This window comes from Coralloluteibacterium thermophilum (genome assembly GCF_042654365.1).
Classification (GTDB): Bacteria; Pseudomonadota; Gammaproteobacteria; order Xanthomonadales; family Xanthomonadaceae; genus Coralloluteibacterium; species Coralloluteibacterium thermophilum.
Genome location: NZ_JBHSGG010000016.1, coordinates 1 through 18,956, shown reverse-complemented (window position 1 = coordinate 18,956; position 18,956 = coordinate 1). Strand labels below are relative to the sequence as shown.

Sequence of the window (18,956 nt, the reverse complement as noted above, 5' to 3'; positions counted from 1 at the left end):
CGACGGGGCGCCGTGCCGCAAGAGGGTCGTCCATGTCGCTGTCCCTGAAACGCTTCGCCGTCCTCCTGCTCGCGCTGACGCCCGCGCTCATCGCCGCGCGCACCGAGCCCGCCGCCACCCTCGCGCCCGAGGCCAACCAGGCGGTCACCGCGCGCATGGTCTACGGCCTGCTCTCGGACAGCCGCTATGCCTACGCGCCGCGCCAGCTCGACGCCGCGCTGGAGGAGGACATCCTGCGCCGCTACATCGAGGCGCTGGACCGGGAGAAGCTGTTCTTCGTCGCCAGCGACATCGCGCGCTTCGAGGGCTACGCCGGCAAGCTGGCCGAGGCCATCAAGGGCGCGGGGCTGGAGCCGGCCTACGACATCTTCAACGTCTACGTGCAGCGCGTCGGCGAGCGCGTCGCGTTCGCGCGCGGCCTGCTCGACGCGGGCTTCGACTTCACCCAGGACGACGAGTGGCGCTACGGCCGCGAAGAGGCGCCCTGGGCCGCCGACACCGCCGAGCTCGACGCGCTCTGGACCAAGTCGGTCAAGAACGACTGGCTGCGCCTGAAACTCGCCGGCCGCGACGACGAGCAGATCCGCACCACGCTCGACAAGCGCTACGCCAACCTGGAGCGGCGCGTGCGCGAGCTGCGCTCGGACGACGCCTTCCAGGTATTCATGAACGCCTACGCCGGCGCGCTCGACCCGCACACCTCGTACCTCAATCCGCGCGCCGCGGACAACTTCATGCAGGCGATGTCGCTGTCCCTCGAGGGCATCGGCGCCGTCCTGCAGCGCCAGGAGGAGTACGTGGTGATCCGCGAGATCGTCCCCGGCGGCCCCGCGGGGCGGTCCGGCCAGCTGCAGGTCGGCGACCGCATCGCCGCAGTCGGCCAGGGCCGCAACGGCGCGATGACCGACGTGGTCGGCTGGCGCATCGACGAGGTCGTGCAGCTCATCCGGGGGCGCAAGGGCACCGACGTGCGCATCGAGTACCTGCCGGCCGACGCCGGCGTCGATGCGCCACCGCGCCAGGTGGTCATCACCCGCGACCGCGTGCGCATGGAGGAGCAGGCCGCCAAGAGCAAGGTGCTCGAGATCGAGGACCGCCGGATCGGCGTGATCGAGCTACCCACCTTCTACCTCGACTTCGAGGGGCGCCGCACCAACGCCGCCGACTACGCCTCGGCGACCCGCGACGTCGCGCGCATCCTCGAGCAGTTCAAGGCCGACGGCGTGGACGGCGTGGTCATGGACCTGCGCAGCAACGGCGGCGGCTCGCTCAACGAGGCCATCGAGCTGACCGGCCTGTTCATCGAGCAGGGGCCCGTGGTGCAGGTGCGCGACGCCTCCAAGCGCACCGCCGTGCACGGCGACAGCAGCGGCGCTGTGGCCTGGGAAGGCCCGCTCGCCGTGCTGGTCAACCGCGCCTCGGCCTCGGCCTCCGAGATCTTTGCCGCCGCCATCCAGGACTACGGCCGCGGTCTGGTCATCGGCGAGCAGACCTTCGGCAAGGGCACCGTGCAGACCCTGGTGGACCTCGACCGCTTCGCGCGCAACGAGAACCAGCGCTTCGGCCAGCTCAAGGTCACGGTGCAGGAGTTCTTCCGCATCAGCGGCGGCAGCACCCAGCACCGCGGCGTGGTGCCGGACATCAGCTTCCCGGTGACGCTGGACGCCAGCGAGTACGGCGAGAGCACCTACGACAACGCGCTGCCCTACACCGAGATCCAGGCGGTGCCCTACCAGCGGCTGGGCGATTTCAGCGCGCTGTTGCCGGAGCTCGACGCGCGCCACCGCGCCCGTGCGGCCGAGGACCTGGAGTTCCGCTGGTTCAGCGAGGACGTCGCCAAGTTCCGCGCCGAGCGCGCCAGGAAGACCGTGTCGCTCAACGAGGCCGAGCGCCGCGCCGACCGCGCCCGCGACGAGGCCCAGCGCGAACAGCGGCAGGCCGAGCGTCGGGCGGCGGGCCTGGCGCTGGACGAGGGCGCCTTCGACGACGACGGCCTGCAGGCCGACGAGCGCAACGTGGTGCAGGACGTCGCCCGCCAGAAGGCGGCCGAGGACCGACCCGACCCGCTGCTGCGCGAGTCGGCGGCGATCCTGGTCGATGCGGTGGACCTGCTGGCGGCCGACGAGGGTCGGCTCGCGGCGCGCGTCCTGCGCCCGGGCCGCACCAGCACGGTGTGGGCGGGCGGCGCGGACCGCTGAGGCCGCCACCCGGCAGCGGCTTCCACTACAATCGGATCCTGTCGACGCGGGCGCCCTCGGGCGCCCGCGGTGCGTTTGGAGCCGCCGCCATCGAGACCGTCCTCCGTCCCGTCCCCTCCGCCGCAGGGCGCCGCGCATGAACGCGACCGCGCCGCGTGGCCTGTTCGTCGCGCTCGCGCTGGCGGCGGTCTACGTCGTCTGGGGCTCGACCTACCTCGGCATCCTGTTCGCCCTCGACGGCTATCCGCCGCTGCTGATGGCGGGCCTGCGCTTCCTCGCTGCGGGCGCCGTGCTGTTCGCGGTGCTGCGGCTGCGCGGCGTGCCGGCGCCGACCCGCGCGCAGTGGCGGACCCTGCTGGTCATGGGCATCTGCCTGCTGCTGCTGGGCAACGGCCTGGTGTGCGTGGCCGAGCAGGACGTCTCCTCCGGTCTGGCCGCGGTCGCGGTGGCCTCGGTGCCGCTGTGGATCGGCCTGTTCTCGGCGATGCGCGGCATGCGCCCGAGCCGCGGCGAGTGGTTCGGCCTGGCGATCGGCTTCCTCGGCGTGCTCTGGCTCAACGCCGGCAGCAGCCTCGCGGCCACGCCGCGCGGGATGATCGCCCTGCTGATCGCGCCCATCGCCTGGGCCTTCGGCTCGGTCTGGAGCCGCGGGCGCGACCTGCCGCAGCCCTTCATGGCCGCGGCGGGCCAGATGCTGGCGGGCGGCGCGGTCCTGCTGGTGCTGGCGCTCGCCCTCGGCGAGCGCATCGTCGGCGTGCCGCCGCTGAAGGCGACCGCGGCCCTGGTCTACCTCGCCGCCTTCGGGTCGATCCTCGCCTTCAGCGCCTACATCTGGCTGCTGCACAACGTGCGCCCGGCGCTGGCGGGCAGCTACGCCTACGTCAATCCGGTGATCGCCGTGGCGCTGGGCGCCGCCTTCGCCGGCGAGCGCTTCGGCATGCACGACCTCGCGGCGATGGCGGTGATCCTCGCCGGCGTCGTGGCGATCAGCCTGGCGCGGGGCAGGGCGCGCGGCTGAGGCACAGGGGGCGGCAGCGCGCCTTCCCGTTCCCCGTCAGCGCCGCGGCGCCTCGTCGCAGAGCGGCGCCGCTTCCGCGGGCATGCTCGCGACCTCCTCGGCGGCACGGCGGCGGCTGCGGTGCAGGCCGTCGGCGGCGAAGATCGCCAGCGCCGTCCAGATCGCGCCGAAGCCGATCGCGCGGTCGATGCCGAAGGGCTCGCCGAAGACGAACACGCCGCAGGCCAGCGACAGCGTCGGCGCGATGTACTGCAGCAGGCCGACCACGGCCAGGGGAATGCGGCGTACGCCGTAGGCGAAGCCGATCAGGGGCAGGGCGGTCAGCGCGCCGCCGAGCACCAGCAGCAGGTCGGTGCGCCAGCCCCAGCCGTCCACGAAGTGCCCGCTGCCGGTGGCCTCGCCCCAGAGCACCAGGGCCAGCGCCGGCAGGAACAGGTAGAGGCTCTCCACGCCCAGCCCCTGCACCGCCTCGACCTCGGCCAGCTTGCGCAGCAGGCCGTAGAGGGCGAAGGAGCAGGCCAGCGTCAGCGCGATCCACGGCAGCGCGCCGTAGCCGACGGTCAACCACGCCACCCCCGCGGCGGCGACGCCGACCGCGAGCCACTGCGGCCGCGACAGCCGCTCGCCCAGCAGGAGCACGCCGATGACGACGTTCATCAGCGGATTGATGAAGTAGCCGAGGCTGGTCTCCACCACGTGGCCGTTGGTGACGGCCCAGATGAACAGGCCCCAGTTCACCGAGATGCACAGCCCGCTCGCGGCGAGCATCAGCGCCAGCCGCGGCCGCCGCCACACGTTGCGCAGCCACGCGGTGCCGCCGGTCAGCAGCAGCCAGCCGATCACCAGCACGCCGCCCCACAGCATCCGGTGGCCGAGGATCTGCATGGGCGGGACGTGCTGGAGCAGCGCCCAGAACAGGGGCACCAGGCCCCAGATCACGAACGCGCCCGCGGTGATGGCGAGGCCGCGGCGGTCGAGGGGGGCGGAGGAAGAGCTCACGGGCGGTCCGGCGAAAGACCGGAATGGTACGCCTCCTGCTGCCGCTCCCGCCTGCCCCCTTTGCGGACTTCTGCGTTGCGGATCAGCCCTGGCCCATCGCCAGCCAGGCCACCAGGCCGCTGCCGGCGAGCGCGACGGCGAGGGCGCAGCCGCGCATCCAGGCGGCGAAGCGCCGGGCCCGGCGCGCGCGCTCGTGCTGGATCGCGGCGCCCTCAGCCACCAGCGGCGCGGCCTCGCGCTCCGCCCGCGCGAGCGCACGCTGGCGCCGCGCGTCGTCGTCGATCTCCGCCGCCGCCGCGAACAGCCGGTGGGCCTCGGCGTGCAGCGCGCGGTAGCGCTCGGCGAGCGCGCGCGAGGACAGGCGGCGCAGCGTGTCGTCCGCGGGCGGCCGGTGCGCGCGCACGTCAGCTCGTGCGCAGGGCCGTCGTCACCGGCAGGCGCGCCGCGCGCAGCGCGGGCACGAGGCCGCCGACCAGGCCGATGAGGAGCGCCCACAGCAGGCCGTGCGCGAGCAGGCTGCCGGTGACCCGGAAGTCGAAGGCCACCTGGGAGAAGCCCGCGCCGAGCGTGGACACGGTGTAGCCGTTGAAGATCGCCCAGGCCGCGAGCCCGCCCAGCACGCCGCCCAGCAGGGCGAGCGCGATCGCCTCGACCATGACCGAGACCACCACCGGCAGGCCGCCGAAGCCGATGGCGCGCAGGGTCGCGATCTCGCGCTGGCGCGTGCCGATCGCCGCGTACATGGTGTTCAGCGCACCGAACACCGCGCCGATCGCCATGATGATCGCGACGAAGTAGCCGACCACGTTGATCAGCGTCGTGAGCGCCTGCGACTGCTTGCGGTAGAAGTCGGCGAGCGTCTCCACCTTGAGCGTGAGCCGCGGGTCGGCGGCGATGGCCTCGGTGAGCGGGCCCGTGTCGCCGGGCGTCTCCAGCACCACGGTCATCGACGAGTAGCCGTTGCGGCGGAACGCCGACTGCACCGTGTCGGCATCGCCCCACAGCTCGGACTCGTGGGCGCCGCCGCCTGCCTCGAACACGCCCACGACGGTCCAGTCGCTGTCGCGGAAGGCGATGCGGCGGCCGACGCCGAGGTCGTCGAACTGCGCCGCCGCGCCGCGCCCCACGATCAGCTCGCGCGGCCCGGACTCGAACATGCGCCCCTCGACGATGCGGACCTCCGGCCGCACCGCGAACGCCGCCGGCGTGACGCCCCGCATCGACGCGTTGGCCACGGTGCCGCCCTTCGCCAGGTCCGCGACCACGCCCAGCTCCGGCGAGGCCAGCGGCCGGCCGTCGGCGCCGCGGGCGATGCCCGGCGCGGCCGCGACCAGGTCGGCGGCCTCGCGCGACAGGCCGCTGGTGAGCTCCGTGGTGGCGCCCTCGCGCAGCACGATGGCGCGGTCCTCGCCGCCGGTGCCGGCGAGCGTGGCGCGGAAGCCCTCGCCCATCGCGAGGATGGAGACCAGCACGCCGACGACGCCGGCGATGCCCACCACGATCACCATCGAGGTGCCCCAGCGCTGCGGCACGTTGCGCAGGTTCATGGTGGTGATTTCGACGATCTGCTTGATCAGGGCCATGTGGGTGCTCCGGTGCGATCAGGCGTTGAGGGCGTCGACGATCTTCAGGCGCATGGCCTGCAGCGCCGGGATCAGGCCCACCAGCAGTCCGACGCCCACCATCAGCGCCAGCGCCTGCAGGACCACCGCCGGCTGCATGCCGGTGATGCCGAACTGGCTCATGCTGGTCTTCAGCCCCTCCAGCGCCAGCCATGCGATGCCGAGGCCGACGAGGCCGCCGACCAGGAGCATGAGCAGCGATTCGGCGAGCACGAAGCCCAGCACCGCCTCGTTGCGGAAGCCGAGGGTCTTGAGGATGCCGAGCTCCGGAATGCGCTCGCGCAGCGCCTGCGCCAGCGTGTTGCCGGTCAGCACCACCAGGGTGAAGAACACCGCGCCGAGGATCGAGGTCACGATCAGGCCGATGTCGCCGAACTGCTTGACGAAGCCCTGGGTGAAGGCGCGCTCGGTCTGGGTCTTGGTCTCGGACTCGGAGTTGGCGAACAGCGCGTCGATGCTCTGCGCGACCGCGTCCGCCTGCCCCGGGTCCTCGACCGCCACCGAGAACCAGCCGACCCGGCCCTGGCCGAACTGGCGCGCCTCGTCGAAGTAGTCGTAGCGGAACATCAGGGAGTTCTCGTTGGCCGGGTTCTCCGGGTCGGTGTACACGCCGACGAGGTCGAACTCCCACGCCATGGACCCGTCGCGCAGCGGCCAGATGTCGGCCTGCACCGGGATGCGGTCGCCGATCTTCCAGCCGTGGCGGTCGACCAGCGACTGCCCGACCACCGCGCCGGTGCGGGTCTGCCGCCAGGCCTCCATGTGCTCGGGCGGGAGCCGGATCTCCGGGACCACGTCCAGGTAGGCCTCCGGCTCCACCGGGAAGATCGCGAAGGCCGCCTGGGTGTCCCGGTAGGCGCCGCCGAACCAGGTCGCGTGCGCCACGTTGCGCACGCCGGGCACCTGGCGGATGCGCTGCTCGTAGCTGACCGGCAGCAGCTCGGTCAGCGAGTAGCGCGAGGAGGTGACCAGGCGGTCGGCCGCCGCCGCGTCGGCGGCGCCCGCGAAGGCCTGGTTGACGGTCTGCAGCAGCCCGAACAGCAGGAAGGCCACGGCCACCGAGAGCAGGGTGAGGATCGTGCGGACCTTCCTGCGGAACAGGTTTGCCCACACCAGGTGCAGGTATTTCATCGCGAGGCTCCTCGTGCGCCGGAGGGCGTCGTCAATGCGCGGGGGCGCTGGCGGCGTCGACCAGCACGCCCTTGTCCAGGTGGACGGTGCGCCGCGCGTACTCGGCGGCCTTGGGATCGTGCGTGACCATGACGATGGTCTTGCCGTGCTCGGCGTTGAGCCGCTGCAGCAGGGTCAGGATCTCGTCGGCCGTGGCGCGGTCGAGGTCGCCGGTGGGTTCGTCGCAGACCAGGAGGGTCGGATCGGACACCAGGGCGCGCGCGATGGCGACGCGTTGCTCCTGGCCGCCGGAGAGTTCCTTCGGCTTGTGGCTGCCGCGCTCGCCCAGCCCCACCAGTTCCAGCGCGATCCGGGCGCGGCGGGTGCGCTCGGCGGCCGGCATGTCCTTGAGCAGCAGGGGCAGTTCGACGTTCTTCTGCGCCGACAGCACCGGCAGCAGGTTGTAGAACTGGAACACGAAGCCGACGTGCTCGGCGCGCCAGCGCGCGAGCGCCTTGTCGTTGAAGCGCTCGATCGCCTGGCCGCCGATGGCGAGGCTGCCCGAGGTCGGCGAGTCGAGCCCGCCGATCAGGTTGAGCAGCGTGGTCTTGCCCGAGCCAGAGGGGCCCATCAGCGCCACGAAGTCGCCCTCGGGGATGTCCAGGTCGATGCCGTGCAGCACCTCGACCGTCTGCTTGCCGCGGGTGTAGACCTTGGTCAGGCCGCGGATTTCCACCAGTACGTCGGACATCGTCGTGCTCTCCATGGAAGCGCCGCGGTGCCGCGGCATCGCTTGTTTCAGTTGTCGCCCGCGTCCTCGCGCACGCGCGCGCCGTCGCTCAGTTCCTGCGGCGGCGCGACGACCACGCGCTCCCCGATGGCCAGGCCGGAGGTCACCACCCGCTGCCCGCCGCGGGCGGGCTCGGCCTGCACCGCGCGCTCGGCGACGCGCTCGTCGCGCACCACGTAGACCAGTTCGCGGCCGTCGCGGCCGACGATGGCGTTGCCGGGCACGCGCACGCCGCGCGGCACCTCGGCCGCGCCGTCCGCGGGCTCGGCTTCCAGGAAGGACACGCGCACGCCCATGTCCGGCACGATGCGCGCGTCGCGCTCGTCCAGGCGGATGCGCACCTTCACCGTCGCCTTGCTGCGGTCGGCGGTCGGGACGATGGCGATGACCGAGCCCGGGATGCGCCAGTCGGGGTAGGCGTTGAGCGTGGCGGCGACGCGCTGCTCCGGCTGCACGCGGCCGATGAAGGCTTCGCCCACGTCCACCTGCACCTCGAGCGAGTCCATGTCCACGACCGTGCCGATGCCGGTCCGGGTGAAGCCGCCGCCGGCCGACATCGGCGACACGATCTCGCCGGGCTGCGCCGCCTTCACCGTGATCACGCCGGAGAAGGGCGCGCGCACCACCGTGTTCTCGACGCCGATCTCGGCCACGCGCATGGATTCCTGCGCGACCTCGACGTTGCGCTCGGCCGCGGCGAGCTGCGCCGCCAGCGCGTCGCGTTCGGCCTCGGCCTGGTCGAGCTGCGCCTGCGCCACCAGCCCGCGGCCGGCGAGGTCGCGGCTGCGCACCAGGGTCTTCTCGGCCAGCGCGAGCTGGGCGCGGGCCTGGTCCACCTGGGTGCGCGCCGAGGCGAGCTGGGCGCGCGCCAGCGCCTGCTGGGCCTCGGCATCGATGGGTTCGAGGCGCGCGAGGATCTGGCCTTCCTCGACGTACTGGCCTTCCTCGATCAGCACGTCCTCCACCTTGCCGGTGATCTTGGCCGAGACCGTCGCCTGGCGCCGTGCGGTGACGTAGCCGGTCGCGTCCAGGACCGACGCGCCGCCGGCCGCGCCCGGCGCCGAGACCGCCTGGGCCTGGGCGGTGCGCACCGTGACGGGCGCCTCGCGCCCGAACGCCAGCCACAGCGCCGCCAGCACGACGACGGCGGCGCCGAGCAGCCACGGCCAGCGCCGCGGCGACGGCGGGACGGGTGCGGGCGCACGTCGCTCGATGCGCAGTTCCTTCAGCAGGTCGGGCGATGCGCTCATCGGATTCGGCTCGGTTCCCCTGGTCGAGCCGGCAGTATCGCCGCGGCTCATGGCCCCACGAAAGGTGCCGGTCGGCAGCGTCGCACGCCAGGGGCGCACGTCACCGGCGGTGGATGACGGCTGTCACCGTGGGCGAGGGGGCGAGTGGGATGCGTGGGAAACGAGGGGCCGTCCAGGGCGGCCGACGCCTCGTTCCCCGTTCCTCCCATTCACTTCCCGGCGGCGCGCCGCTTCGGCGGGGCAGGCAGGCGCACCATCAGCGTGGCGCTCGCGATGTCGTGCCAGGTGCGCCGTTCCCGGTCGATCAGCGACCACAGGAAGCCCAGCCCGACGGCGGCGAGCGAGACCACGCTCACCCCGAAGCGCAGCCACAGCGCGCGGCGGCTGGCGGTGCGGCCGGTCGCGTCGACCACCCGCAGGCGCCAGGCGCGCATGCCGAGGGTCTGGCCGCCGCGGCGCCAGGACTCGACCGCGTAGAGGCCGGTGACCGCCACGATCAGCAGCAGTTCGAGCCAGCCGCCGAGGCTGCCGGACTCGACCGGCCGGGCGCCGTGCAGCGCGTACACCAGCAGGCTGACCACCATCCACAGGGCGAACACGGGCATGAGGTCGTAGACCAGGGCGAGCACCCGCAGCAGGAGGTTGGCGGGACGGGCGCTGGCGGCGACGGGCTGTTCTTCGGACATCCGGCAAGGATAGCGGCTGGCACCGCGGACGACTTAGAGTGCGGCGCATGTCCGACGCCCGAGAAGCGCAGGCCGCGCCCCTGCCGGATGCCGCCGCCCGCCGCCTGCGCACGCAGGCGCTGCCGCCGGCGCGTCCCGAGGACGTCGCGCAGATCGACGCCTTCCTCGAGGCCGCCTGGGCCGAACTGGGGCTCGCGCGGCACACGCTGGCGAGCTACCGCCGCGACCTCGTCGGCGTCGCCCGCGCCTGTCCCGGCCTGTCGGGGCTGTCCGGCGAGGACCTGTCCGCGCACTTCGCCGCCCGCAGCCGGCTGGGCTACAGCGCCCGCAGCGACGCACGGCTGCTTGCGAGCCTGCGGGCCTTCTATGCCTGGCAGGTGCGTCGCGGCGCAGTGGCGCAGGACCCGGTCGCGGCCCTGGCGCAGCCGCGGCTGGGCAGGCCGCTGCCCAAGGCGCTCTCCGAATCCGAGGTCGCGGCCCTGCTGCAGGCCGCCGACGGCGCGGACGCGGCCGGGCTGCGCGACCGCGCCATGCTCGAGCTGATGTACGGCACCGGCCTGCGCGTGAGCGAGCTGGTCGACCTGCCGTTCGGTGCGCAGAACCTGCGCCAGGGGACGCTGCGGGTGACCGGCAAGGGCAGCAAGGAACGCCTGCTGCCGCTCGGCGAGGTCGCCCAGGACTGGCTGCAACGCTACCTGACCGAGGCGCGGCCGCTGTTCGCCGAGGCCGCCCGGGCGCGGCGCGGGACCGCGCTCGCCCTGTTCCTGGACGAACGCGGCCGGGCCCTGACCCGCCAGCGCTTCTGGACGCTGGTCAAGCGTCGCGCCGCGGCCGCCGGCATCGATCCGAGGCGCGTCACCCCGCACGGCCTGCGGCACAGCTTCGCCACCCACCTGCTCAACCACGGTGCCGACCTGCGCGCCCTGCAGATGCTGCTCGGCCATGCCAGCCTGTCCACCACCCAGATCTATACCGACGTGGCCCGCGGCCGCCTCCAGCGCCTGCATGCGGCCCATCATCCCCGTGGCTGAACGCGCGCTCCGATCGGCGCGCGGGCCGGGTCCGGCGCTTTCCGTAGAATGGACCCCAGGCGGCCGCGCGCGGCCGCTCCCTCCCTGTTCCGACGAGGTCATCGCATGAGTCGTCCCGTAGTCGCCGCGCTGGTCGGCGTGTTCAGTCTCGCCGCCTGTGCCGCCGAGGGAGACCGCAGCCCGCAGCCGGCGTCCGCCGATGCTCCCGCGGCCGCCGCCCGGACGACGCAGGCGCGGACCGGCGGCGATGCCGACGCCGCGGCGCGCGCGCGTACCGTGGTCGAGGGCCTGGTGCCCCAGGTGCCGGTCGACAGCGTGGCCGACGCCGCCCTGCCGGGCTTCCAGGAGGTCATGATCGCCGGGCAGCTGCTCTACGTCTCGAACGACGGCAAGTACCTGATCCAGGGCAGCGTGCTCGACGTCGAGGCGCGCCGCGACCTCACCGAGGCGAGCAAGGCCGTGGTGCGGCGCGAGGTGCTCTCGGGCATGGACCGCGACCGGCGCATCGTGTTCGCGCCGGAGAACCCGGTGCACACGGTGACGGTGTTCACCGACATCGAGTGCGGCTACTGCCGCCAGCTCCATCGCGAGATCGAGGCCTACAACGCGCAGGGCATCGCGGTGGAGTACCTGTTCTTCCCGCGCTCCGGCCTCGACGGCGAGGCCTACCGCGAGGCGGTGTCGGTGTGGTGCGCGGACGACCGCCGCGCGGCGATGACTGCCGCCAAGGCTGGCCGGCCGGTGCCCGAGCGCACCTGCGAGAACCCGGTGGCGGACGACTTCGCCGCGGGGCAGCGCATCGGCGTCGAGGGCACGCCCGCCATCTTCAACGAGGACGGCCGCCAGATCGGCGGCTACATCCCGCCCGTGCAGATGCGCCAGCGCCTGGACGCGCTGGCCGCGTCGCGCGATTCCGCCGGCTGAGCCCGTGGGGCCGCCCCGGGCAGGGCCGGGGCGGCGCCGGCTACAATAGGCGACCTCCCGCAGCACAGACGTCCCGGACATGCTCGTCCTCGAGGGGCCCTCGGCCCTTTCGCCGCACCAGATCGCCCGCCTCCACGCCCGTCTCGACCGCATCGCGCCCGCGGTCCGCATCCTCGACGGCCACCACGTCTACTTCGTCGACGCCGGCAACGGCGCGGAGATCGACCGCGCGGCGCTCGCGCGCATCCTCGACGCCGGCTTCGAGTCCGCGCCCTCCGCGGGCGGCCGCACCGTCTTCGTGGTGCCGCGGCTGGGCACGGTGTCGCCCTGGGCGAGCAAGGCCACCGACATCCTCGCCGGCGCCGGGCTGCGCGTGCGCCGCGTCGAGCGCGGCCTGCGCCTGGACCTGAGCGGCCTCGACGCGCTCGACGGCGCGCAGGCCGAGGCCGTGCTGCGCGCGCTGCACGACCCGATGACGCAGTCGCTGCTGCCCGACCTCGACGGCGCGCTGGCGCTGTTCGCCACCCCCGCCAAGGGCGAGACCGAGTTCGTGCCGCTGGCCGCGCTGGACGAGGCCAACGCGCGCCTGGGCCTGGCGCTGTCCGAGGACGAGATCGCCTACCTGCGCGAGCGCTACGCCGCGCTCGGACGCGCGCCGTCCGACGCCGAGCTGATGATGTTCGCGCAGGCCAATTCCGAGCACTGCCGGCACAAGATCTTCAACGCGAGCTGGACCATCGACGGCGCGGCGCAGCCGCGCTCCCTGTTCGCGATGATCCGCAACACCCACGCCAGGGCGCCGCAGGGCACGCTCACCGCCTACGCCGACAACGCGGCGGTGATCGAGGGGCACACGGCCCGCCGCTTCCGCCCCGGCGACGACGGCGTCTACCGCGCCGAGGACCCGCAGCCCTCGGCCTTCGCGATCAAGGTCGAGACGCACAACCATCCCACTGCGATCTCGCCCTTCCCCGGCGCGGCCACCGGTGCCGGCGGCGAGATCCGCGACGAGGGCGCGACCGGCCGCGGCGGCAAGCCCAAGGCCGGGCTCACCGGCTTCTCGGTCTCGCACCTGCGCATCCCGACCCTGCCGCAGCCCTGGGAACGGCCGCGCAGCCTCAACCCGCGCACTGCCTCGGCGCTCGAGATCATGCTCGACGGCCCGATCGGCGCGGCCGCCTTCAACAACGAGTTCGGGCGTCCGGCGCTGGCCGGCTATTTCCGCAGCTTCGAGCTGGCGACCTCGACCCCGGGCACCACGCGCGGCTACGACAAGCCGATCATGCTGGCCGGCGGCGTGGGCGCCATCGACCGCGGCCAGGTCGCCAAGCTGCGGCTGTCGCCGGGCGACGCCGTGGTCGTGCTGGGCGGGCCGGCGATGCTGATCGGCCTCGGCGGCGGCGCGGCGAGTTCGGTCGCCTCGGGCCAGAGCTCCGAGGCGCTGGACTTCGCCTCGGTGCAGCGCGACAACCCCGAGATGCAGCGGCGCTGCCAGGAGGTCATCGACCGCTGCGCGGCCATGGGCGAGGCCAACCCCATCGTCGCCGCGCACGACGTCGGCGCCGGCGGTCTGTCCAACGCCATTCCCGAGCTGCTGCACGACTCCGCGGTCGGCGGCGTGATCGACCTGCGGCGCATCCCCAGCGACGATCCCTCGCTGTCGCCGATGCAGCTGTGGTGCAACGAGTCGCAGGAGCGCTACGCGCTCGGCGTGGCCGCGGACCGGCTGGAGGCCTTCGAGGCGCTGTGCCGCCGCGAGCGCTGCATCTTCGCCGTGGTCGGCCGCGCCACCGCCGAGGAGCGCCTCGTGCTGGAGGACGGCCCCGGCGGCGCGCGCGCCATCGACATTCCCATGGACGTGATCTTCGGCAAGCCGCCGAAGATGCACCGCGACGCGGTGCGCACGCCGTCCGAGCGCTGGCCGGTGCTCGACACCGCCGCCATCGACCTGCACGAGGCCGGCCTGCGCGTGCTCGCGCATCCGACCGTCGCCTCGAAGAGCTTCCTGGTCACCATCGGCGACCGCACCGTCGGCGGCCTCAACGCGCGCGACCAGATGGTCGGGCCCTGGCAGCTCCCGGTGGCCGACTGCGCCGTGACCCTGGCCGACTTCCACGGCCATGCCGGCGAGGCCATGGCCATCGGCGAGCGCACGCCCCTGGCGCTGCTGGATGCGGCGGCGTCGGCGCGCATGGCGGTCGGCGAGGCGCTGACCAACCTCGCCGCGGCGCCGGTCGCGTCCCTGGGCGACGTCAAGCTCTCCGCGAACTGGATGGCCGCCGCCGGCACGCCGGGCGAGGACGCGCGCCTGTTCGAGGCGGTGCAGGCGGTGGGCATGGAGCTGTGCCCGGCGCTGGGGGTGAGCATTCCCGTCGGCAAGGACTCGCTGTCCATGCAGGCGCGCTGGCAGGCGGAGGACGGCGAGCAGGCCTCGGTCGCGCCGGTGTCGCTCGTGGTCTCCGCGTTCGCCAGGGTCGAGGACGCGCGGCGCACGCTGACGCCGCTGCTGTCCCAGGCCGAGCACGAGGGCGGGACCGAGCTCTGGCTGATCGGCCTCGGCGCGGGCCAGCGGCGTCTGGGCGGCTCCATCGTCGCGCAGTGCTACGGCTGCTTCGGCGGCCCGTCGCCCGACCTCGACGACCCGCGCCTGCTGCGCGACCTGTTCGAGCTGATCCAGGCCGCGCGCGCGCAGGACCTGCTGCTGGCCTACCACGACCGCAGCGACGGCGGCGCCTTCGCCACCCTCTGCGAGATGGCCTTCGCCTCGCACCGCGGCCTCGAACTGAACCTCGGGAGCTGGGGCGACGACCCGGTGCGCACCCTGTTCACCGAGGAACTGGGCGCGGTGGTCGAGGTGGCCTGCGAGGACCGGGCGGAGTTCGCCGACCTGGTGAACCGCTACGACCTGACCCACTGCGCGCAGCGCATCGGCCGCGTCACCCGCACGCCGCGCATCCGCGTGGTGGACGGCGAACGCACGGTGGTCGAGTGGACCTGGCAGGAGGCGTTCTCGGCCTGGTGGTCGGTCAGCCACGCCATGCAGCGGCTGCGCGACAACCCCGAGTGCGCCGACGAGGAGCGTGCGGCCCACCTGGACTTCGAGGCGCCGGGCCTGGTGCCGGTCGAGACCTTCGATCCGGCCGAGGACGTCGCGGCGCCCTTCGTCAACGCCGGGGCCCGGCCGCGGGTCGCGATCCTGCGCGAGCAGGGCATCAACGGCCAGGTCGAGATGGCCATGGCCTTCACCCGCGCCGGCTTCGAGGCCGTCGACGTGCACATGACCGACCTCGTCGAGGGCCGGCACCGGCTCGACGGCTTCACCGGCCTCGCGGCCTGCGGCGGCTTCTCCTACGGCGACGTGCTCGGCGCCGGGCGCGGCTGGGCGCTGTCGATCCTCGAGCGCCCGGCGCTGCGCGAGCAGTTCGCGCGCTTCTTCGAGCGCGGCGACACCTTCGGCCTGGGGGCCTGCAACGGCTGCCAGATGCTCAGCCAGCTCAAGGACCTCATCCCCGGCGCCGAGGCCTGGCCGCGCTTCCTGCGCAATCGCAGCGAGCAGTACGAGGCGCGCGTGGCGCTGCTGGAGGTGGTGGATTCGCCCTCCGTCCTGCTGCAGGGCATGGCCGGCAGCAGGATTCCGGTGGCGGTCGCGCACGGGGAAGGCCGCGCCGCCTTCGCCGATCCCGCCGACGCGGCGCGGGCGCACGTCGCCTTCCGCTTCGTCGACGGACAGGGGGCGCCGGCGACGCAGTACCCGGCCAATCCCAACGGCTCGCCGGAGGGCATCGCCGGCCTGACCAGCGCCGACGGCAGGGTCACCCTGCTCATGCCCCACCCGGAGCGGGTCTTCCGCAGCGTCCAGGTCAGCTGGCATCCCGCCCACTGGGGCGAGGACTCGCCCTGGATGCGCCTGTTCCGGAACGCGAGGCGCTGGGTCGGCTGACCGCACCGGGCGGACGCGCCGCCCGAAGGCCCCTCTCCACGACCGCCACGATGCCGCGCCCCTCCCGGGGCGCGGCACGGGCGCGCCTGCCATGGAACTTTTTCAGGCGGATGACGAGCGTCAAATTTCCAGCGGCGTCAGCGGCTTGCGTGACGCGCAACGTCACATATTGACGCAGATTTCACGCAGAACCGTACTGCGGCTGTTGTAGGCGTCAATTTTTTGGAGTAGTTATTCATCCAGGACTCAGGTTCGGTGAACCGGGTCACGCTTCATCGGGTCGCTCCCGCGCGTGCTGCGGACGCCCGATGCATCCGGAAGGGTCGTGGCGGCTTCCCGAGGCGGGAAGCCATCCAGTCATGGCTCGCCCGTCAAGGAGGACGGACGGGCCCCAGCGGGACGGGTGGGGTAGTGATCGAACAAGCGATTCCGGCAGCGCGCAGCGCGCAGCGACGCGTCTTCACCGAGTTGTCGACCGACACGGTTCCCTGGCGCGAGCGCTACGAGTTCTGGCACGAGCACGTCCGGGCGCACTTCAACTGGGAACTCCTGCGGGGCCGCGACCCGGGCAACGGGTTCCAGGCGCGCTTCCGCCACTGGATGGGGGACGAGGCGTCCTTCGTCGACATGTCCTGCGGCGAATGCCGCGTGGCGCGCACCGCCGACGCCGGCGACGAGCTGCGCCTGATCCTGATGTCGGCAGGCCAGGCCCGGATCGAGCGTCGCGCCGACGCCGGCATCGACTGCGTGAGCGCGGGCTCGCTCTACCTGCTCGATCCCGGCGCCGTGTCTCGCGCGACCTGGAGCGCCCACCACGACCTCTGCCTCAAGCTGCCGCGTCGCGCCGTGGTCGAGGCGGTCGGCAGCGACCCGCTCAAGGGCGGCGCGCCGATCTGCATGCTGCCCAACAGCGGCATCGCGCCCTTCCTCACCACCCAGATGCGCATGCTCGCCAGCCACGGCACGGGCATGGACGCCGAGGACTGCGCCTCGGTCCTGCAGAACGCGAGCGCGCTCGCCCTGTTCCTGCTGCGCCGCTTCCTGCGCAGGGAGGACGCAGCGCCCGAGGAGGCGCACGACGCCCTGCTGGTCGCCGCCAAGCGCTACATCGAGCGGCACCACCGCTCGCACGAGCTGAACCCGGACGACGTGGCCGCCGCCGTCGGCTGCTCGCGGCGCCAGCTCTATCGCATCTTCGGCAAGGAGCAGCTCACGGTCGCCGGCTATCTGCGCGAGGTCCGCCTGCAGCAGTGCCGCAGCGATCTCGAGCGCGGCGGCGGCGGTCGCGAGGTGCGCATCGGCGCCATCGCCTACGCCCACGGCTTCGCCGACCTGCCGGCCTTCAGCAAGCTGTTCAAGCGCCGCTTCGGGGTGAGCCCGAGCGAGATCGCCGGAGGCGGCGCGACGGCCGCCTGACCTCCCGACGCCCCCGCCATCCACGCGTCCGGCCCCGCCCCACGGAGCCGGGCGCGTCGCCGCGCGCGGCCTTCGCGCGCGCCGTCCGGTCTGGCTCGCGCTGACAAGGATTCCGGCACGCGGCGACTACCGCCGCTTTCTGACGGCGATGCAACGTTGCCCGTCACCAGCCGCACGCATCCGCACGCCCGACGCGGCGTGGGCGTGGCAGCCACGCAAGTCGATCCCGCCTCCAACAACACCGTGCAGCTCGGCAGCCACGGCGGCCCGCGCAACGACGAACTTCGAAGGGGTACACCACCGATGAACAGGATCTACAGCAAGGTTTGGAACGCGTCGCTCGGCACGATCGTGGTGGCCTCGGAGCTGGCGCGCAGCGCGGGCAAGGGCGCAGGCGCGCGGCGCGCGGGCAGTGCGGCGGGCGTGGCGCTGGCGGTACTGCTCGGCGCCGGCGCGGGCATGGTGGCGCCGGCGTCCGCGCAGGTCGTCTGCCACGACGCGGACGGCAACCCGGTGGGCAGCGCGACCGGCGACAACAGCACCGCCTGCGGCACGGGCGCGGTGGCCGGGGCGGCCGGCGCCACGGCCTACGGCAGCGCCGCACGCGCGACCGGCGGCAACAGCACGGCCGTGGGCCGCAGCGCGTCGGCGACGGAGACCAACGCGACCGCCATCGGCGCCGGCAGCGCCGCGATGGCCTCGGCGGCCACCGCGGTGGGACGCGGCGCGAGCGTGTTCGGCAACAACGGGGTCGCCTTCGGCGTCTTCGCCAGCGCCGACGGCAACAACAGCACCGCGGTCGGCTCGGGCAGCGTGGCCGCCGGCACGGGCGCCATCGCCATCGGGCGTGCGAGCGAGGCCTCGGGCAACGCGGCGATCGCCCTCGGCACCAACAGCGCGGTGACCGCGAACCAGTCGGTGGGCATCGGCAACGGCGCGACGGTGTCGGCCGTCCGCGGCACCGCCGTCGGCCACGGCAGCAGCGTCGAGGCCGCCGGCGGCGTCGCGCTCGGGCACGGCTCGGTCGCCGACCGCGCGGACACGGTGTCGGTGGGCGCGGCGGGCGCGGAGCGCCAGATCGTCAACGTGGCCGCGGGCACCGAGGACACCGACGCGGTGAACCTCGCCCAGCTCAACGCCGTCGGCGAGATCGCGGAGCGGACCGCGCGCCACTTCACCGCGACGGGCGAGGGCGAGGCGTCCGCCGACGGCGAGGATGCCGTCGCCGCGGGTGCGGGCGCCTCCGCCGAGGGCGACGGCTCGACCGCCGTCGGCGCCAACGCCCTGGCGCTGGCGCAGGGCGCGACGGCGCTGGGCAGCGGCGCTTTCGCGCTGGGCGAGCACAGCACGGCGACCGGCTTCAACGCCAGCGCCGTGGCGGACAACGCGACGGCGACGGGTGCGAGGTCGAGCGCCCACGGCGAGAACGCGACGGCGACCGGTGCAGCGAGCGAGGCGGTGGGCGACGACAGCACCGCGACCGGCGCGTACGCCTTCGCGGAAGGCGCGGGCGCGACGGCGACCGGCGTGAACGCCTTCGCCACCGGCGACGCGAGCACGGCCTCGGGCTACAACGCCGCGGCGACGGGCANGGAGGACAGCGCGACGGCGGTGGGCGGGCACCTGTACGTCGAGGACGAGACGACGGGCGAGGTGCTGCTGGACAGCTACACCACGGCGGACGCGGTGGGCGCGAGCGCGGTGGGCGCGGGCGCGCAGGCGCTGGGCGCGTTCAGCACGGCGACCGGCGCGAACGCCGTGGCCGAGGGCACGCAGGCGACGGCGCTGGGCTACAGCAGCACGGCGGCGACCGACGGATCGAGCGCGCTGGGCAGCTTCAGCGCGGCGACGGGGACGTTCGCGACGGCGGTGGGCTACGGCTCGGAGGCGAGCGGCGCCTACGGGTTGGCAGTGGGCGGCATCGCGGACTACGGCGACCTGCTGATCGGTCTGCCGGGCTTCATCCTGCAGA

At 73.7% G+C, this 18,956-nt stretch carries 14 protein-coding genes; 7 read left to right on the top strand and 7 right to left on the bottom strand.

The features are described 5' to 3' along the window. The first annotated feature begins 32 nt into the window (after positions 1-32). Complete coding sequence (locus ACFO3Q_RS06070; protein ID WP_377003745.1) at positions 33-2,198, top strand: carboxy terminal-processing peptidase; 2,166 nt, start codon at positions 33-35, stop codon at positions 2,196-2,198. Between the two features lie 136 nt (positions 2,199-2,334). Continuing rightward, positions 2,335-3,216 (top strand): drug/metabolite exporter YedA, encoded by an 882-nt coding sequence (yedA, locus tag ACFO3Q_RS06065; RefSeq protein WP_377003744.1) that lies wholly within the window; start codon positions 2,335-2,337, stop codon positions 3,214-3,216. Between the two features lie 36 nt (positions 3,217-3,252). Here yedA and rarD read toward each other — a convergent pair whose 3' ends face one another. From rarD to ACFO3Q_RS06030, 7 genes are all read right to left on the bottom strand, one after another. After that, positions 3,253-4,215, bottom strand: coding sequence for an EamA family transporter RarD (rarD, locus tag ACFO3Q_RS06060; protein ID WP_377003743.1), 963 nt, complete (start codon positions 4,213-4,215; stop codon positions 3,253-3,255). A gap of 82 nt (positions 4,216-4,297) precedes the next feature. Next, positions 4,298-4,618: a hypothetical protein gene (locus tag ACFO3Q_RS06055; protein WP_377003742.1), complete on the bottom strand. Its 321-nt coding sequence runs from the start codon at positions 4,616-4,618 to the stop codon at positions 4,298-4,300. Position 4,619: 1 nt separating this feature from the next. Then, positions 4,620-5,798 (bottom strand): ABC transporter permease, encoded by a 1,179-nt coding sequence (locus ACFO3Q_RS06050; protein ID WP_377003741.1) that lies wholly within the window; start codon positions 5,796-5,798, stop codon positions 4,620-4,622. A gap of 18 nt (positions 5,799-5,816) precedes the next feature. Beyond that, on the bottom strand, positions 5,817-6,968 hold the full coding sequence (locus tag ACFO3Q_RS06045; RefSeq protein WP_377003740.1) for an ABC transporter permease: 1,152 nt from the start codon (positions 6,966-6,968) through the stop codon (positions 5,817-5,819). A gap of 31 nt (positions 6,969-6,999) precedes the next feature. Then, positions 7,000-7,698: an ABC transporter ATP-binding protein gene (locus ACFO3Q_RS06040; protein ID WP_377003739.1), complete on the bottom strand. Its 699-nt coding sequence runs from the start codon at positions 7,696-7,698 to the stop codon at positions 7,000-7,002. A 47-nt stretch (positions 7,699-7,745) separates the two neighbouring features. After that, the gene (locus ACFO3Q_RS06035) at positions 7,746-8,987 is read right to left on the bottom strand and encodes an efflux RND transporter periplasmic adaptor subunit (RefSeq protein WP_377003738.1); all 1,242 of its coding nucleotides are present in this window, start codon (positions 8,985-8,987) and stop codon (positions 7,746-7,748) included. 209 nt (positions 8,988-9,196) lie between these two features. Then, the gene (locus tag ACFO3Q_RS06030; RefSeq protein WP_377003737.1) at positions 9,197-9,673 is read right to left on the bottom strand and encodes an RDD family protein; all 477 of its coding nucleotides are present in this window, start codon (positions 9,671-9,673) and stop codon (positions 9,197-9,199) included. 47 nt (positions 9,674-9,720) lie between these two features. Between ACFO3Q_RS06030 and xerD the strand changes: the two genes are divergently transcribed. The 5 genes from xerD to ACFO3Q_RS06005 all read left to right on the top strand — a co-directional run. Next, a complete protein-coding gene (gene xerD / locus ACFO3Q_RS06025) occupies positions 9,721-10,704 on the top strand; it encodes a site-specific tyrosine recombinase XerD (protein ID WP_377003736.1) in 984 nt (327 codons plus the stop codon). 105 nt (positions 10,705-10,809) lie between these two features. Further along, positions 10,810-11,628 carry a DsbC family protein gene (locus ACFO3Q_RS06020; RefSeq protein WP_377003735.1) on the top strand — a complete coding sequence of 273 codons (819 nt, stop codon included), beginning with the start codon at positions 10,810-10,812 and terminating at the stop codon, positions 11,626-11,628. Between the two features lie 79 nt (positions 11,629-11,707). After that, positions 11,708-15,568 (top strand): phosphoribosylformylglycinamidine synthase, encoded by a 3,861-nt coding sequence (purL, locus tag ACFO3Q_RS06015; protein WP_377003734.1) that lies wholly within the window; start codon positions 11,708-11,710, stop codon positions 15,566-15,568. Between the two features lie 411 nt (positions 15,569-15,979). Continuing rightward, complete coding sequence (locus ACFO3Q_RS06010) at positions 15,980-16,984, top strand: AraC family transcriptional regulator (protein ID WP_377003733.1); 1,005 nt, start codon at positions 15,980-15,982, stop codon at positions 16,982-16,984. Between the two features lie 303 nt (positions 16,985-17,287). Further along, positions 17,288-18,956 (top strand): ESPR domain-containing protein (locus ACFO3Q_RS06005; RefSeq protein ID WP_465251328.1); only part of this gene is annotated, 1,669 nt, incomplete at its 3' end.

What these genes read in the sequence shown, in the direction of transcription:
- ACFO3Q_RS06070 (WP_377003745.1), top strand. Translation starts at nt 33, where the DNA reads ATGTCGCTGTCCCTGAAACGCTTCGCCGTCCTCCTGCTCGCGCTGACG.
- yedA (WP_377003744.1), top strand. Translation starts at nt 2,335, where the DNA reads ATGAACGCGACCGCGCCGCGTGGCCTGTTCGTCGCGCTCGCGCTGGCG.
- ACFO3Q_RS06050 (WP_377003741.1), bottom strand. Translation starts at nt 5,798, where the DNA reads ATGGCCCTGATCAAGCAGATCGTCGAAATCACCACCATGAACCTGCGC.
- ACFO3Q_RS06045 (WP_377003740.1), bottom strand. Translation starts at nt 6,968, where the DNA reads ATGAAATACCTGCACCTGGTGTGGGCAAACCTGTTCCGCAGGAAGGTC.
- ACFO3Q_RS06040 (WP_377003739.1), bottom strand. Translation starts at nt 7,698, where the DNA reads ATGTCCGACGTACTGGTGGAAATCCGCGGCCTGACCAAGGTCTACACC.
- ACFO3Q_RS06035 (WP_377003738.1), bottom strand. Translation starts at nt 8,987, where the DNA reads ATGAGCGCATCGCCCGACCTGCTGAAGGAACTGCGCATCGAGCGACGT.
- ACFO3Q_RS06030 (WP_377003737.1), bottom strand. Translation starts at nt 9,673, where the DNA reads ATGTCCGAAGAACAGCCCGTCGCCGCCAGCGCCCGTCCCGCCAACCTC.
- xerD (WP_377003736.1), top strand. Translation starts at nt 9,721, where the DNA reads ATGTCCGACGCCCGAGAAGCGCAGGCCGCGCCCCTGCCGGATGCCGCC.
- ACFO3Q_RS06020 (WP_377003735.1), top strand. Translation starts at nt 10,810, where the DNA reads ATGAGTCGTCCCGTAGTCGCCGCGCTGGTCGGCGTGTTCAGTCTCGCC.
- purL (WP_377003734.1), top strand. Translation starts at nt 11,708, where the DNA reads ATGCTCGTCCTCGAGGGGCCCTCGGCCCTTTCGCCGCACCAGATCGCC.